Origin of the sequence: Alkalicoccus halolimnae (genome assembly GCF_008014775.2) — a bacterium.
Lineage (GTDB): Bacteria > Bacillota > Bacilli > Bacillales > Salisediminibacteriaceae > Alkalicoccus > Alkalicoccus halolimnae.
Genome location: NZ_CP144914.1, coordinates 167,413 through 181,098 on the forward strand (window position 1 = coordinate 167,413; position 13,686 = coordinate 181,098).

The 13,686-nt window shown below is 46.2% G+C and carries 10 protein-coding genes; 9 read left to right on the forward strand and 1 reads right to left on the reverse strand.

The window, feature by feature from the left end; genetic code table 11:
* Positions 1 to 155 precede the first annotated feature (155 nt).
* The 8 genes from FTX54_RS00865 to FTX54_RS00900 all read left to right on the forward strand — a co-directional run bounded on the left by FTX54_RS00865 (position 156) and on the right by FTX54_RS00900 (position 10,141).
* Positions 156 to 1,748, forward strand: coding sequence for an alpha-glucoside-specific PTS transporter subunit IIBC (locus FTX54_RS00865; protein ID WP_147804637.1), 1,593 nt, complete (start codon positions 156 to 158; stop codon positions 1,746 to 1,748).
* A gap of 27 nt (positions 1,749 to 1,775) precedes the next feature.
* Entirely contained in the window at positions 1,776 to 3,101 is a 1,326-nt protein-coding gene (locus FTX54_RS00870) for a 6-phospho-alpha-glucosidase (protein ID WP_147804562.1), read from the forward strand.
* Positions 3,102 to 3,591: 490 nt separating this feature from the next.
* A complete protein-coding gene (locus FTX54_RS00875) occupies positions 3,592 to 4,584 on the forward strand; it encodes a LacI family DNA-binding transcriptional regulator (protein WP_147804561.1) in 993 nt (330 codons plus the stop codon).
* 122 nt (positions 4,585 to 4,706) lie between these two features.
* The gene (locus FTX54_RS00880; RefSeq protein WP_246125664.1) at positions 4,707 to 5,990 is read left to right on the forward strand and encodes an ABC transporter substrate-binding protein; all 1,284 of its coding nucleotides are present in this window, start codon (positions 4,707 to 4,709) and stop codon (positions 5,988 to 5,990) included.
* Positions 5,991 to 6,082: 92 nt separating this feature from the next.
* Entirely contained in the window at positions 6,083 to 6,943 is an 861-nt protein-coding gene (locus tag FTX54_RS00885) for a carbohydrate ABC transporter permease (RefSeq protein WP_147804560.1), read from the forward strand.
* Positions 6,943 to 7,764: a carbohydrate ABC transporter permease gene (locus tag FTX54_RS00890; protein WP_147804559.1), complete on the forward strand. Its 822-nt coding sequence runs from the start codon at positions 6,943 to 6,945 to the stop codon at positions 7,762 to 7,764. The genes FTX54_RS00885 and FTX54_RS00890 overlap by 1 nt, the downstream gene beginning before the upstream one ends.
* A 24-nt stretch (positions 7,765 to 7,788) precedes the next feature.
* A complete protein-coding gene (locus FTX54_RS00895; protein ID WP_147804558.1) occupies positions 7,789 to 8,460 on the forward strand; it encodes a YesL family protein in 672 nt (223 codons plus the stop codon).
* A 13-nt stretch (positions 8,461 to 8,473) separates the two neighbouring features.
* Positions 8,474 to 10,141 carry an alpha-glucosidase gene (locus FTX54_RS00900; RefSeq protein WP_147804557.1) on the forward strand — a complete coding sequence of 556 codons (1,668 nt, stop codon included), beginning with the start codon at positions 8,474 to 8,476 and terminating at the stop codon, positions 10,139 to 10,141.
* 290 nt (positions 10,142 to 10,431) lie between these two features.
* Here FTX54_RS00900 and FTX54_RS00905 read toward each other — a convergent pair whose 3' ends face one another.
* Positions 10,432 to 11,694: a hypothetical protein gene (locus FTX54_RS00905; RefSeq protein ID WP_147804556.1), complete on the reverse strand. Its 1,263-nt coding sequence runs from the start codon at positions 11,692 to 11,694 to the stop codon at positions 10,432 to 10,434.
* A gap of 827 nt (positions 11,695 to 12,521) precedes the next feature.
* Here FTX54_RS00905 and FTX54_RS00910 point away from each other — a divergent pair.
* Positions 12,522 to 13,490 (forward strand): DUF6612 family protein, encoded by a 969-nt coding sequence (locus FTX54_RS00910; RefSeq protein WP_147804554.1) that lies wholly within the window; start codon positions 12,522 to 12,524, stop codon positions 13,488 to 13,490.
* Positions 13,491 to 13,686 lie beyond the last annotated feature (196 nt).

A 13,686-nucleotide genomic window follows, 5' to 3' on the forward strand; every position in this document is an offset into this window, starting at 1 on the left:
AAAATTCCCACGTTTTGAAACGATGTCCGATCTTACCGTTCTTTTCCCTCTATCCCCTGATGCTGTTGAGTGGAAGCACTTTCACGAATACACTGAAGTCAGTAAATGAAATCGATATCACAAACATATTTAGCAGAAAGAGGTGGAGGAATATGATGAACGCTGTTCGCAGGTTTGGCAGCGCGATGATCGTACCGGTCCTGCTGTTTCCTTTTTTCGGAATCATTGTCGGTCTGGCTACGCTCTTTAAAAATGAACAGATTATGGGGGGACTGGCTGACCCGGACGGTCTCTGGTATCAAATATGGACGTTTATGGAAAACACCGGGTGGACCGTCTTTAACCATATGGAGCTCGTGTTTGTCATCGGGCTTCCGATTTCCCTGGCAAAGAAAGCAGCGGGAAGAGCAACGCTCGCCGCTGTCGTTGCCTATCTTATGTATAACACCTTTATTAATTCCATCCTCGACATATGGGGGCCGGCTTTCGGTGTCGACATAAGCGGCGGAGTGGAAGGAAACCCTGGTTTAACAGAGATCGCAGGCATCCTGACACTCGATACAAACATTATGGGTGCTATTGTGATTTCAGGAATTACGATCTGGCTTCACAACCGGTATTACGATAAGAAGCTGCCCGATGCTCTCGGTATTTTTCAGGGCGGACCGTTCATCGTCATGCTTTCCTTCTTCGTCATGATTCCGCTGGCGTTTTTAACGGCCTGGGTCTGGCCGGTCGTGCAGGACGGCATTGGTTCTCTGCAGGGATTCATGATCGCTTCCGGCTACGTCGGTGTCTGGCTGTTCCACTTCCTGGAGAGGATATTGATTCCGACCGGACTTCACCACTTTATTTATACACCGTTCCAGTTCGGCCCGGCGGTCGTCGACGGCGGCATTACGGCCAACTGGGTCTCCCGTCTCGGAGAGTTTGCGGCTTCTGATACACCGCTCCGGGAGCAGTGGGAAGGCGGAGCGTTCCTCCTTCAGGGAAACATTAAAATGTTCGGTTCCATTGGTATCGCGCTCGCTATCTATTCAACGGCACGCGCTGAAAAGAAAAAGCAGGTGGGAGCCCTTCTGCTGGCAGCGACACTGACTGCGGTTGTAGCAGGAATTACAGAGCCGCTGGAATTCACATTCCTCTTTATTGCACCACTGCTGTTTCTTCTGCATGCGCTGCTCGGTGCCACAATGGTGACGCTGCAGAGTGCATTCGGACTCGTCGGCAACCAGGGCGGCGGTCTGATTGAAATCGCTACGACAAACTGGATCCCGCTCATGGGGAACCACTGGGACGTTTACATTGCCCAGATTATTATCGGTGCAGCCTTTACCGTCATTTACTTTTTCCTCTTCCGATGGCTGATCGTGAAGTTTGACTTTGCTCTGCCGGGACGGGAGAAGGATGAGAACCAGGAAACGAAGCTGTACACGAAAGCTGACTATCGTGTAGAAAAAGAAGGCGGCAAAGCAGAACCGGCCGCGTTTGCAAGCGACTACGACAGAAGGGCATCCGCTTTCCTCGAAGGTCTCGGCGGTGTCGATAATATTACAGACGTCACCAACTGTGCCACGCGGCTGCGGGTCACTGTAAAAGATCCGGATCAGGTGAAAGGGCAGGACTACTTTAAAAACAACGGAGAAGCCCACGGCCTTGTTCAGAACGGACAGAGTATCCAGGTTATTGTAGGACTATCCGTACCGCAGGTCAGAGATTCAATTGAAGCATTTATCGATGAAAACTAATCCATTAAAAACAGGAGGCTGTTAGTTATGAAAAAATTCTCAATTACGATTGCAGGCGGAGGCAGCACATTTACACCAGGGATTGTTCTTATGCTTTTGGACAATCTGGAAAAACTGCCGATTGACCAGATCAAGTTTTTCGACAACGACAAAGAGCGGCAGAAAACAATTGCCGGAGCGTGCAGGATCATATTAAACGAAAAAGCACCGGAAATCCGTTTTACAGAAACGACCGATCCGGCAGAAGCGTTCACGGATATTGATTTTGTGATGGCACACATTCGAAGCGGAAAATACGCGATGCGTGAAAAAGACGAAAAAATTCCTCTGAAACATGGAGTGGTCGGTCAGGAAACGTGCGGACCCGGCGGTATCGCTTACGGCATGCGCTCGATCGGAGATGTGCTGGAGCTTGTCGATTTCATGGAAACATATTCACCCGACGCCTGGTTCCTGAACTACTCCAATCCGGCAGCTATCGTAGCAGAAGCAACGCGCAAGCTTCGTCCAAATTCCAAAATTCTGAACATCTGCGACATGCCGATCGGAATTGAAGAACTGATGGCCTCTGCCATCGGTCTTGAAAGCCGCAAAGAAATGGAAGTCGACTACTACGGGCTGAACCACTTCGGCTGGTGGACCGGCATACGCGACAAGGAAGGAAACGACCTCCTGCCGCAGATCCGCGAACACGTCTCCAAATTCGGCTACGTAACAGAAGATCAGTCGCTTCAGCACGCCGATGCAAGCTGGAACAACACGTTTGCTAAAGCGAAGGACGTGCAGGCGCTTGATCCGGAAACGGTGCCGAATACGTACTTGAAGTACTACTTCTACCCGGATTACGAAGTGGCCCATTCCAACCCGGAAGTCACCCGCGCCAACGAAGTAATGGAAGGACGCGAAACGTTTGTCTTCGGGGAGTGCCGTAAGATTATCGAAAACGGCACGGCAGCGGATTCCGGACTGCATATCGATGAGCACGCTTCCTATATCGTCGATCTGGCGCGTGCGATTGCCTATAACACGAAAGAACGCATGCTTTTGATTGTCGAAAACAACGGGGCAATCAGCAACTTCGAGCCGACCACGATGGTGGAAGTACCGTGCATTGTCGGAAGCAACGGACCGGAGCCGCTCGTACAGGGAGAGATCCCGAGATTCCAGAAAGGACTCATGGAGCAGCAGGCAGCTGTCGAAAAGCTCGTCGTGGAAGCATGGGACGAGAAATCCTCCCAGAAACTCTGGCAGGCGCTGACGCTGTCCCGTATCGTACCAAGTGCCCAGGTCGCAAAGGACATTCTCGAAGATCTGCAGGAAGCCAATAAAGGCTACTGGCCCGAGCTTCGTTAATCAGAATTACAAGAATGCCGGCTGTTCCTAATGGGACGGCCGGCATTTAAGTTTGGAGCGGAGAGAGGGCGATGGTAATTAAATTACGGGTCTTTAGTGATATTAATTAGGGAAATCGGCATAATGACAGGAAATACTGCTATTGATAGAAAGTCCGGTTACACTGACAAAATACCAGTTTATCATTACAATATATGGATATTATGATTACGATTTCTCTCCGCCAATAGAAAAATCCACTGAAAAGAAAACCAACGAATTCAAAAGCCATCAGTTGAATATGCCTCAATTCCTCCAAGCTCCGGCAGAAAAAGCCGGAGTTCTTTTTGTTAACTGGGGCAAAGCTCAGGCATTGCAGACACTCTCAGCAGAAATTTTACGAAACCAGAACTAAAAAAGAGGAATTACTGGAAAACTATTTAAAATGCATGCAAGTGTGCTATATTAAGTAATGTAATGAGACCGGTTTCTTAGAAGGGAGAGGGAAGATTTGGCGACAATATCCGATGTTGTAAAACGTTCCGGCATCTCCAAGGCCACCGTTTCCAGAGTGATAAATAATCATCCGAACGTGTCGAAAGAAAAAAGAGAAAAAGTTCTTGCAGCAATGAAAGAGCTTTCCTATACTCCAAATCCAACAGCCCGAAGAATGAGAGGACAGCTGAATACGACGGTGGGACTCGTCGTGCACGGGGTAGTGAACCCGTTTTTTTCCTACTTGATGGATGCAGTGGAGCGCAAAGCCGCGGAGCATAACATTCGTGTGATTTTTTTTCAGAGCAAGGAAAGTAAGGAAAAAGAAATGGAATTTCTCGATCTTTTGAAGCAGAAACAGATCGACGGGATTATCTTAGCTGCCGTAGAGAGCAGCGTGGACGATATCCGCCCGTACCTGGAATACGGCCCGATTGTTTTCTGCAACGAGTATCTGCGGATGAAAGATGTTCCGATTGTGCGGATAAGTGAAGAAGACGCTGCTTTTACTGGAATAACCCACCTGCTGGAGGAAGGCTATAAAAACATTGCCTACTGTACAGGCGGATTATTTGCTGATGAAGGAAAAGACAGGGACAGAAATACCGGATTTCGAAAAGCAATGGAAGCGAAAAATCTTGCTATTAATCCGGAGTGGGTTTTCGTTGATCAGCACACGATGGAAGATGGCCGAATCGTGATGAAAAAAATTACAGAAATGAACAACAAACCGGATGCCATTTTTACCGGAAGTGATGAAGTGGCGGCGGGAATGACGATAGCTGCAAGGGAACACGGAGTAAAAATACCGGAAGACCTGGCAGTGCTCGGTTTTGATGACCAGCCGCTCTGTCTGCTGACTTCTCCCCAGCTTTCCACGATTCACCAGCCGATCGAAGAAATGGGCGCATTGGCAGCGGAACTGATTATTAAATTATTTAAAGGAGAAAAGCTCGGACAGGAAGAATATGAGCTTCCCGTCCAGTTAATTAAACGTAGTTCCACATAAAAAAAGAAAAAAAGTTATTGAAACCGGTACCAACATGTTTTATACTGATAAATAAGTTAAATCAATCATATTTTTTTAAATTAAATTGGAACCGGTTTCAAAAAAAGAAGGGGGAAATCAAATTGAAGAAAACAAAATGGACACTAATGACAGGTGCGGCTTCTCTCGGGCTTCTTGCAGCGTGCGGAGGAGAGGGAAGTGGAAATAGCGGCTCTGGAGATGGGGATCAAATCACTCTGGATATTTTTCAGGGGAAAGTGGAATTCCGCGATCAGTTTCTTGAAATGGCAGCCCAGTATGAAGAAGAAAATCCAAACGTTCAGATTGAGTTTGGTGCAGTGGGAGGGGGATCCGACTATTTCACTTCTTTGCGCTCCCGATTCTCTTCCGGGGATGAGCCGGATGTATTCAGTTTAGCCGGACCATCTGAACTGGCAGATTATCAGGACTATGCAGAGGATGTCACCGATCTTGAAGCAACGGACACAGCGCTTGCAGGAACGCTCGACGGGATAACGGTGGATGATCGTGTTTATGGTATTCCTTTCAATCAGGAAGGATACGGCTTAATTTACAACAAACAGGTTTTCGAAGAAGCGGGTATTAACCCGGATGATATTCTTTCCTATGAAGATCTGGAGGAAGCGGTTCAGACACTGGATTCCCAGAAAGAAGAGCTGGGCATTGAAGGCGTTTTCGCTCTGCCTGGTTCAGAAGCATGGGTGATGGGAAATCACCTCGCCAACGTCTATCTTGCACCGGAGTTTAATAACGATGTAATGGAAGCATATGAAAGTGACACAGTGGCATTTGAGCGCTCAGATGAAATGCAGCGCATGCTGGACCTGCAGAATGAATACTCTATTCAGCCGGTGCTGAACATGGATTATTCCCAGCAGGTGGAGCAGTACTTCTCACTTGGAGATGCGGCCATGATCCAGCAGGGAGACTGGATTTATCCAACACTTCAGCAGATGGATCCTGAATTTGCTGAAGAAAACGTAGGTGTTCTTCCTATTCCGCTGGAAGGGGAAGAAGGTAAAGTGCCGGTAGGTGTTCCAAATTACTGGGTCATCAACAGCAATGCTGACGAGGAAGTAGTCGAAGCAGCAAAAGACTTCTTTGACTGGATGTATGCCTCAGAAGAAGGAATTGAAGTTGTGCAGGAACAGCTGAACTTTATCCCGGCACATGAAAACTTTGATCCGGACAATATTAATTCTTCACTTTCCCGTGATATTTACGAATACTCTCTGGAAGAAAACACAATTGGATGGATCTTTCTTGGATATCCTACCGCGTGGGGAGATGATTTTGGTGCTCATACACAGGAATATCTGGCCGGTGAAAGAGACTGGGAAGATGTGATTGAAGCAGGACGCCAGGAATGGGAGAGCAGTCGGTAAAAAAAGCAGGAAAGGATGGATGAAGAACGGCTTCTAATACCTCCTTTCTTCTTCTCAAGATGAATCTTAAGTAAATTTGGGAGGCTTTACTAATGAGAAATAAAGATTTAACATTCTGGCTGTTCCTGACCCCGGTAATTATCGCGCTCGGAGCGGTAGTTGTTATTCCGCTCCTTGCCGGTTTCTTCTATTCTTTTACCGACTGGAACGGCCTGACATTTAATAATTTCCTCGGTCTGGATCATTACATGCGGCTGCTTGACGATGGACGGTTTCTCAGCTCACTCTGGTTTACCATCCAGTTTTCCGTGGTAACAGTCCTTCTTCTAAATGTATTTGGACTGGGACTGGCGCTTCTGGTGACGCAGAAGCTGAAGTCGAGCAACCTGCTGCGGACGATCTTTTTCATGCCGAATCTGATAGGCGGTCTTATCCTCGGTTTTATCTGGCAGTTTATTTTTATCAGTGTATTCTCGGATCTCGGGGATCTGTTCGGTATTGCCGGACTGGATGGATGGCTGACGACCGGGACGACCGGTTTCTGGGGCCTTGTCATCCTGACAACCTGGCAGCTGGCCGGTTACATTATGATCATTTATATCGCTTACCTGCAGAGCATCCCGGAGGAACTTTTGGAAGCGGCGAAAGTGGACGGGGCCAACCCGTTCCAGCGTTTTAGAAACGTCACATTTCCACTTGTAGCGCCTGCTTTTACGATCAGCATGTTCCTGACGCTTTCTACTTCCTTCAAAATTTATGACCAGAACCTGGCGCTGACGGACGGCGGGCCGTTTAACTCTACAGAAATGGTAGCGATGAACATTGTTTATACGGCCTTCAGCAGTAATGAAATGGCCTACGGGCAGGCAAAAGCGGTTATTTTCTTCATATTCGTAGCTGTCATCGCGGTATCCCAGGTTTACTACAATAAGAAAAAGGAGGTCGAGATGTAATGGAGCAGAAACGAAAAAAGAAGCTTCCGGTGCTGGAGGTATTAGGTATTCTTCTTGCTCTCGTCTGGCTTTCTCCTTTTTACTTAATGATAGTCAACGCCTTTAAAACTAACCGGGAAATGTTTGAAAACGTCCTCGGCTTTCCGGGTGAGGCGACGTTTGAGAATTTTGTACAGGCATATATAGATCTGAATTTTTTAAACGCCCTCTTTAATTCCACGATGATTACAACGGTGAGTATTTTAATCATCGTTATATTCTCTTCGATGGCCGGGTATGCTCTAGCGAGAAATAAAAGTAAAACGAGTAACGCTATCCTCCTGGCTTTTGTGGCAGCCATGCTCATTCCGTTCCAGGCGGTTATGATTACCCTGACGTCTTTTTTCGGGTCAATGAATATGCTTAACAGCAGCGGACTGATTTTCATGTATCTTGGATTCGGTTCCAGTCTGGCCATTTTTCTTTATCACGGAGCAATGAAAAGCATTCCTCTGACACTGGATGAAGCTGCAAAAATTGACGGGGCGAATAAGTTTCAGACATTCTGGTATGTTATTTTTCCGCTACTGAAGCCGATTTCTGTGACAGTCGCTATTTTAAATGTGATCTGGATCTGGAATGATTTCCTGCTTCCTTCCCTGGTGCTGAGCAGTTCGGAAGCGACTATCCCACTGCGTATGTTCTCCTTTTTTGGTGAGTATACGAGACAGTGGCACCTGGCGCTTGCAGGGTTGACGATCGCGATTATTCCAGTCATCATCTTTTACTTTTTCGCACAGAAACAAATTGTTAAAGGCGTTTCGGAAGGCGCTGTGAAATAAAAGGAAAGAAGGGAGGTAGATGCTGTGAATGGATTTCATCGGTTTTTCGACTGGACCGCAAAATTTGCCGTATTAAATGTGTTGTGGCTGATCGCGAGCATTCCGGTGCTTCTGCTCGCAGCGATGGTGCTCACAGGCCGGGCCGGCGGTATGGAGGTGGAACTGTTTGTAGCATCTTCCCTGCTTTTGCCGCTTTTCTTTTTTCCGGCAACCGCTGCGTTATTCCGTTCGGTAAGAGACCTCGTAATGGAAAGGGAACCACGGAGCGTTGCCAAACAGTTTATAATGCATCTGGCGAAAGGCTACGGGCAGAGCGCAGCAGGAGGAGCAGTTTTCACTTTCATCTGGCTTATCTGGGTGGTGGACTACTACTATTTCTATGGAGTGAACGTTCTGTTTCAGTTTGTTTTTCTCGGTCTGGCTGTACCGCTCGTGCTGATGACTATTTATTTCTTTATTCTGCAGGCCCACTATGACGTCAGACTGAAAGTGCTTTTTAAAAAAGCGTTTATTTTAACTTTTGGAAATGTGAGACTCTCCCTGATGATTTTCGGTGCAAGCTTTCTGATTTTCTATGTTTCGGTGAACAGTCTCGTTTTTTTACTGCTGTTTTTCAGCGGGTCGATTACAGCATTTCTCGTGTTTTCATTTTTTTATAAATACTATACAACAGTAAGCGCAGCGGGCGCTTCTTAAAGGGAGGGGTACAATGAGTCATATATGGTGGCAGAATGCCGTTGTTTATCAAATTTATCCGAGAAGCTTTTACGATGGAAATGGCGATGGCATTGGTGATTTGACGGGAATTATGGAAAAGCTGGATTACCTGGCCGGTCTCGGTATTGACGTTATCTGGATCAGTCCGGTTTATGAGTCGCCGATGGATGATAATGGGTACGACATTGCCGACTATCAGAATATCGCTTCAGAATTCGGGTCGATGGAGGAAATGAAGCTTCTGATTCAAAAAGCTAAGGAAAAGGGAATCGAAATTTTAATGGACCTTGTTATCAACCATTCTTCTGATGAACACGCTTGGTTTATTGAATCCAAAAGTGACCGGGAAAATCCGAAAAGAGACTGGTACATATGGAGAAATCCAAAAGAAGACGGGACTCCTCCGAATAATCTGCGTGCGATTTTCGGCGGCTCCTGCTGGACTTATGATGAAAAAACAAGTCAGTATTATTTCCACTCATTTTCGAAAAAGCAGCCTGACTTAAACTGGGAAAATCGGGAGCTGCGCCGGGAACTTTACCAAATGGTCCGGTGGTGGCTGGAACAGGGGATAGCCGGCTTCCGGGTCGATGCCATCACATTTATTAAAAAACCGGAAATGTTTGAGGACGTTACTCCGGATGAAGCAGACGGAACAGCCGTTGTTAAACCAAACAATCCGGGAATCGGTGAATTCCTGAAGGAGTTGAAAGAAGAAGCGTTCGATGTGTACGATGCGCTTACAGTTGCAGAGGCTCCGGGCGTCACAAAAGAGGAGCTTCCAGAATTTATTGGTGAAGATGGTTATTTCAGCATGCTGATTGAATTTGATCATGTGGATCTCGATATCGATGATTCAGGAAGGTGGTACCGCACCCAGTCGTGGAAGCTCGAGGACTTCAAAAAGGCAGTCAGTGCCAGCCAGGAAATCGTGAATAAAACCGGATGGAGCGCCCTCTATCTTGAAAACCATGATCAGCCGCGCTCCCTGAATAAATTTATTCCTGAAAAAGACCGCGGACTGATTTCAGCGAAGCTTCTGGCCACGATGTATTTCTTTCTGCGTGGGACACCGTTTATTTATCAGGGGCAGGAGATCGGCATGACCAATGTCCGTTACGATTCGATTGCGGAATATGATGACCTTTCGACGATTGATCAATACGAGGCGGCTCTACGGGAAGGGATTCCCGAGGAAAAAGCTTATGAACTGGTGACTAACAGAAGCCGGGACAATTCACGCACGCCGATGCAGTGGAGCGAAGAAGTACACGGAGGGTTTTCCTCCGCTGATCCATGGTTGAAAGCCAACGATAATTATGACCGTATTAACGTGGCTCAGTCACTGGACGACGAAGATTCTCTGCTTTATTATTATAAGGATTTGATCGATCTCCGTAAAAACAGCGTGCATTCTCACGTATTCGTCCACGGCATATTCGAAAATGTCTCTGAAGATTATCCGGATATTTTCGCATACAGTCGCCGGCTTCCGCAAAAAGAGGTAATTATCGTCGGCAGTTTCTCAGACCGCTCCCAGTACTACAAATTAAAGGGTAAAGTCAGTAAAAAAATTACCGGAAATTATGAAGGACTTAATCTTTCAAACGGTCTTCTGGAACTGCGTCCGTACGAAGCGGTCGTTCTTGAACTCGTATAATCCAATGCCGGGTAAAAGAAGCTGTCTCAAAAGGTATGTCGAGACAGCCTGGAAAGCATACACGGTGCCGGACAAGGCTTTTGTCTGTGCGCAGCCGTGCTCCCTCTCCTTATGGGACAGCTCCTCTTTTTCGCAGGGGGAGAAAAGTCCGCCCTCCGGCTGCAGCTTTATCAAAAGAATGCAAACAGGCTGTTCCGGAAGCCGATCTCATCGACGGAACAGCCCTTTTTGTTTTTGACTGTGGCAGGCGTGATCTGGCCCTCCAAATTAGCTTCATAAATATGCTCGCGCTACTCCAGCGGCAGTTGCATGCGATCAGAAACAGGTGTTGGATCAATCATCTCTACTTCTTCCATAAAAGACAGCTCCACAGGAATGATCAGCGTATAAGGATTGTAGTCAGAGTTGCAGTTCTGTCCATCGATTGGATCCGGATGCAGTTCAAGTGTGCCATCACTGTAGATCTGCATTTTCTCAGGCTCAACTGGACAGGTGCCGGATTCTCCCCCGGAAGCTGCGAGATACGGACCAGCTTCTGAATCGAGCCGGTCTTTAATCTGAAGGGCATAAGCCAACTGCTCTATTTCATCCGGATCTTCCAGGAGGACAGCTGAATCCTGAGCTGCGACTTCCTCAGCGTGGTCGGAGACTTTTATCTCTTTTTCAACCGGAGCTGTAAACAGCTGCTCTCTTGTATCAGCCTCTTCCGTTTCTTCTGTCAGAATGTTTACCACGAGTGCTTCCCCCTGCTGCGGATCGCTGTCAAGATAGCTGCCAGCTGTCCAGACCTGGACGTCCTCTCCTTCTTCTATTTCGTCCGGTGCGATCTGTTCATCTTCTTTGAAAACATCAGCGTCGATGATGGTGATATATAAATCATTGTCAATCAACGGTCTGCCTTCCTCATTGATATTTGTGACAGTCCCTGTATGATCAGGTTCCTCTTCTGGAAGGCCGTCCGGTCCGCGTACGGAGGAGGAACTCTCTTCCCAGGAAATAAAATCAAGGGACCCTAAATCTTTTTCCATCGCAGACTCATTTACATCTTCTTTAGAAGTGACACGAATTTCTACTGTGTTTGATTGTATAAAAACACTTCCTCCAAGGAATGCACCTTCTTCATACCAGCTGCCATCCTCTTCCGGAAACTGTTCCAATGTCCCGAGCAGTTCTTCCCTCGTATAGGAAACGCTGTTTAAATGAACCGGGAAGGTCTCCTCCGCATCGATTGCCTCCCCGTATGCTTCTAAGGACTCGGCTGTTTCACTCAAATCCTCTGCCGCGATCTGCTGAACGATCTCCCCTTCTTCTGCAGGGCCATCGGTATTATCCGTTGCTATAAAAAGGCCGCCATCACTGTTATCCAATTCTGTCTCACTCCAGCTGCGAAGCGTTTCAATAAGATCATCCTGGTTTTCCGCAGGGACATGAACGACAATTGTTTCACTAGTGTCTTCGGTGTTATTATCGTCATCCGGGTTCGTGATCGAGCCTTCTTCTCCCTGGCCGCATGCTGCCAGGAGAATAAAGACGGCGGCGATACCTTTCTTCATAAAAAACCCTCCTCATCTCATTAGACGGGAGGATTTTATCGTATGTTACACAAAAGTTAATTTTTTACAATAATTTAGTTGGTGAGGGAAGAGGAGGAGAGGACAGAGTTTCAGACTGCTGATCAATCTCAAATGACAAATGAACGAGAAAAGGGACCGGTTAATAATTAGAATTCTTCTATAATGATTAAAAGCCTTCTTATTGAAAGAAAAGCTGTCTATAAAATTAAGTTAATCCGTTTAATAAAAAGTTCTGTTAAGTCTTAGGAAGGGAACTTCCCCTCGATACAGGTGGAACGATGTTCAAAAGGGATCTTTATTAGAAGGCAGCTCCTGCTCTGTCTTTTTTCCTGTAAGCTGGAGTGGACATGGGGCGACTCCGAGGCGATCAAGGACGAGCCGAAGATCCATCCCGCCCGACCGAAGGGGAGGACGGAATTAGCTGAGGCCGGCCCGCCCGGAAAGCGTCCCCATGGAAACGAAAGCGACCATTCATTGCTTATCTACTTTATTTTCAAGGTAGCCTAATAAAAAAACCAACTTAAAAAATTTACAAACAAGTAAGTACATAGACATTTTTCACTCAAAAAATCCTTTATTATCCATAAAAATAGTGTTAAAGTAAAAATATTGAAATTTCAATCAATTTTTTCTCGTTTTGTGACTTCAGTAAGAAAGGAGGACAGAGAGGAGGGAGTTTTGAAGAGGTCGGCAATAATGCATTATAAAGTTCTGTTATGAATAATCAGATCCCGGCTGAGAAACAGACAGATTCCTTTTAAAGATGAAGAATTTCAGCAGGTACAAAAATTAGGAGGTTTTGTGAAATGATTAACAAGTTCATTAAAAAGTCAGCGCCCGTATTGGCATGTTCTGCTCTCGTGTTCTCAGCTGTTCCGGCTTCTGCGGAAGAACATAATGTCGAAAATATTATTGAAAATTCCATGGAAGCTATGAACAGTCTTGAAAGTGTTTCTGCCCTCACGGAAATAGAGTATTCCCATGACAGTGAATTAGAGAATTTTGTGGACTACCATGAATTTGAAGAAGATATTATTGCCGATCCTTTTATAATGAGAGGTTTTTATACCACTATATCCGGGGGAGTAGAAACGAACTGGACTACTTATTTTACAGAAGATGCCTACTATACTCAGGATATTGATGGGACGTGGCTTGTAACAAGCGAAGAGGAAGAAGCAGAAGAAGGTTTCGAACCCCTGGATTTCGGTGAGTTACTATACCAATGGTATTTTTACGAGATAGATGAATTTACGGACGACTATACTTTGAGCGAAGAAGACGGAACGTATATCTTAACTTACGAAAGTGAAGGCGGTACCTATGAAGATGTGATTGAACCATCATCAAGTGAAGACTTAGAAAGTGGGGAAGCCGGATTGAATGGCAGTATGGACGAGGAATACGAAGTTACAGATCTCTTCTATGAAGTGCATATTGACATGGAGACTTATTATGTCACAGATATTTACAAAGATTATCAGTCGTCTTATACCTACGATGGAGTAACATCTGACATAAGAGAAACTGTGAGCACGAACTTTTATAATTATAACAGCGTGGAGCCTATTGAAGTTCCTGCAGAAGTAATCGAGGGAGCTGTGACCTACGATGAGTACTACTCCGACTATGAGGAAGAATATTCGGAAGAGGAACAAGGAGATGAGCTTCCGGCCACTGCTTCCAGCTATCCTTTCTACATGCTGGCAGGTCTGTTAACAGCTGCAGCAGCTGGCGGAGTGCTGTTTATGGGTCGTCGGAAAACCGTTTCGTAAGCATCAATAAACAACCGCAAGCCTGTCTTCCGGACTATTGTATCCGGGAGGCAGGCATTATTTTGTGTTCTGCTGTTCTTGATTGAAGCTTAAGCTGTTCTTTGGAAGCGTCATTATAATGAACCACTCTGAAGGAACGGAAGGCTGGTTAATTCCGAGGTTATCGTGACAGATAAACAGCTGATTAGAAGCGACT

Excerpts from the sequence above, each read along its gene's own strand:
- FTX54_RS00865 (WP_147804637.1), top strand. The coding sequence starts at position 156 with ATGAACGCTGTTCGCAGGTTTGGCAGCGCGATGATCGTACCGGTCCTG.
- FTX54_RS00870 (WP_147804562.1), top strand. The coding sequence starts at position 1,776 with ATGAAAAAATTCTCAATTACGATTGCAGGCGGAGGCAGCACATTTACA.
- FTX54_RS00885 (WP_147804560.1), top strand. The coding sequence starts at position 6,083 with ATGAGAAATAAAGATTTAACATTCTGGCTGTTCCTGACCCCGGTAATT.
- FTX54_RS00890 (WP_147804559.1), top strand. The coding sequence starts at position 6,943 with ATGGAGCAGAAACGAAAAAAGAAGCTTCCGGTGCTGGAGGTATTAGGT.
- FTX54_RS00900 (WP_147804557.1), top strand. The coding sequence starts at position 8,474 with ATGAGTCATATATGGTGGCAGAATGCCGTTGTTTATCAAATTTATCCG.
- FTX54_RS00905 (WP_147804556.1), bottom strand. The coding sequence starts at position 11,694 with ATGAAGAAAGGTATCGCCGCCGTCTTTATTCTCCTGGCAGCATGCGGC.
- FTX54_RS00910 (WP_147804554.1), top strand. The coding sequence starts at position 12,522 with ATGATTAACAAGTTCATTAAAAAGTCAGCGCCCGTATTGGCATGTTCT.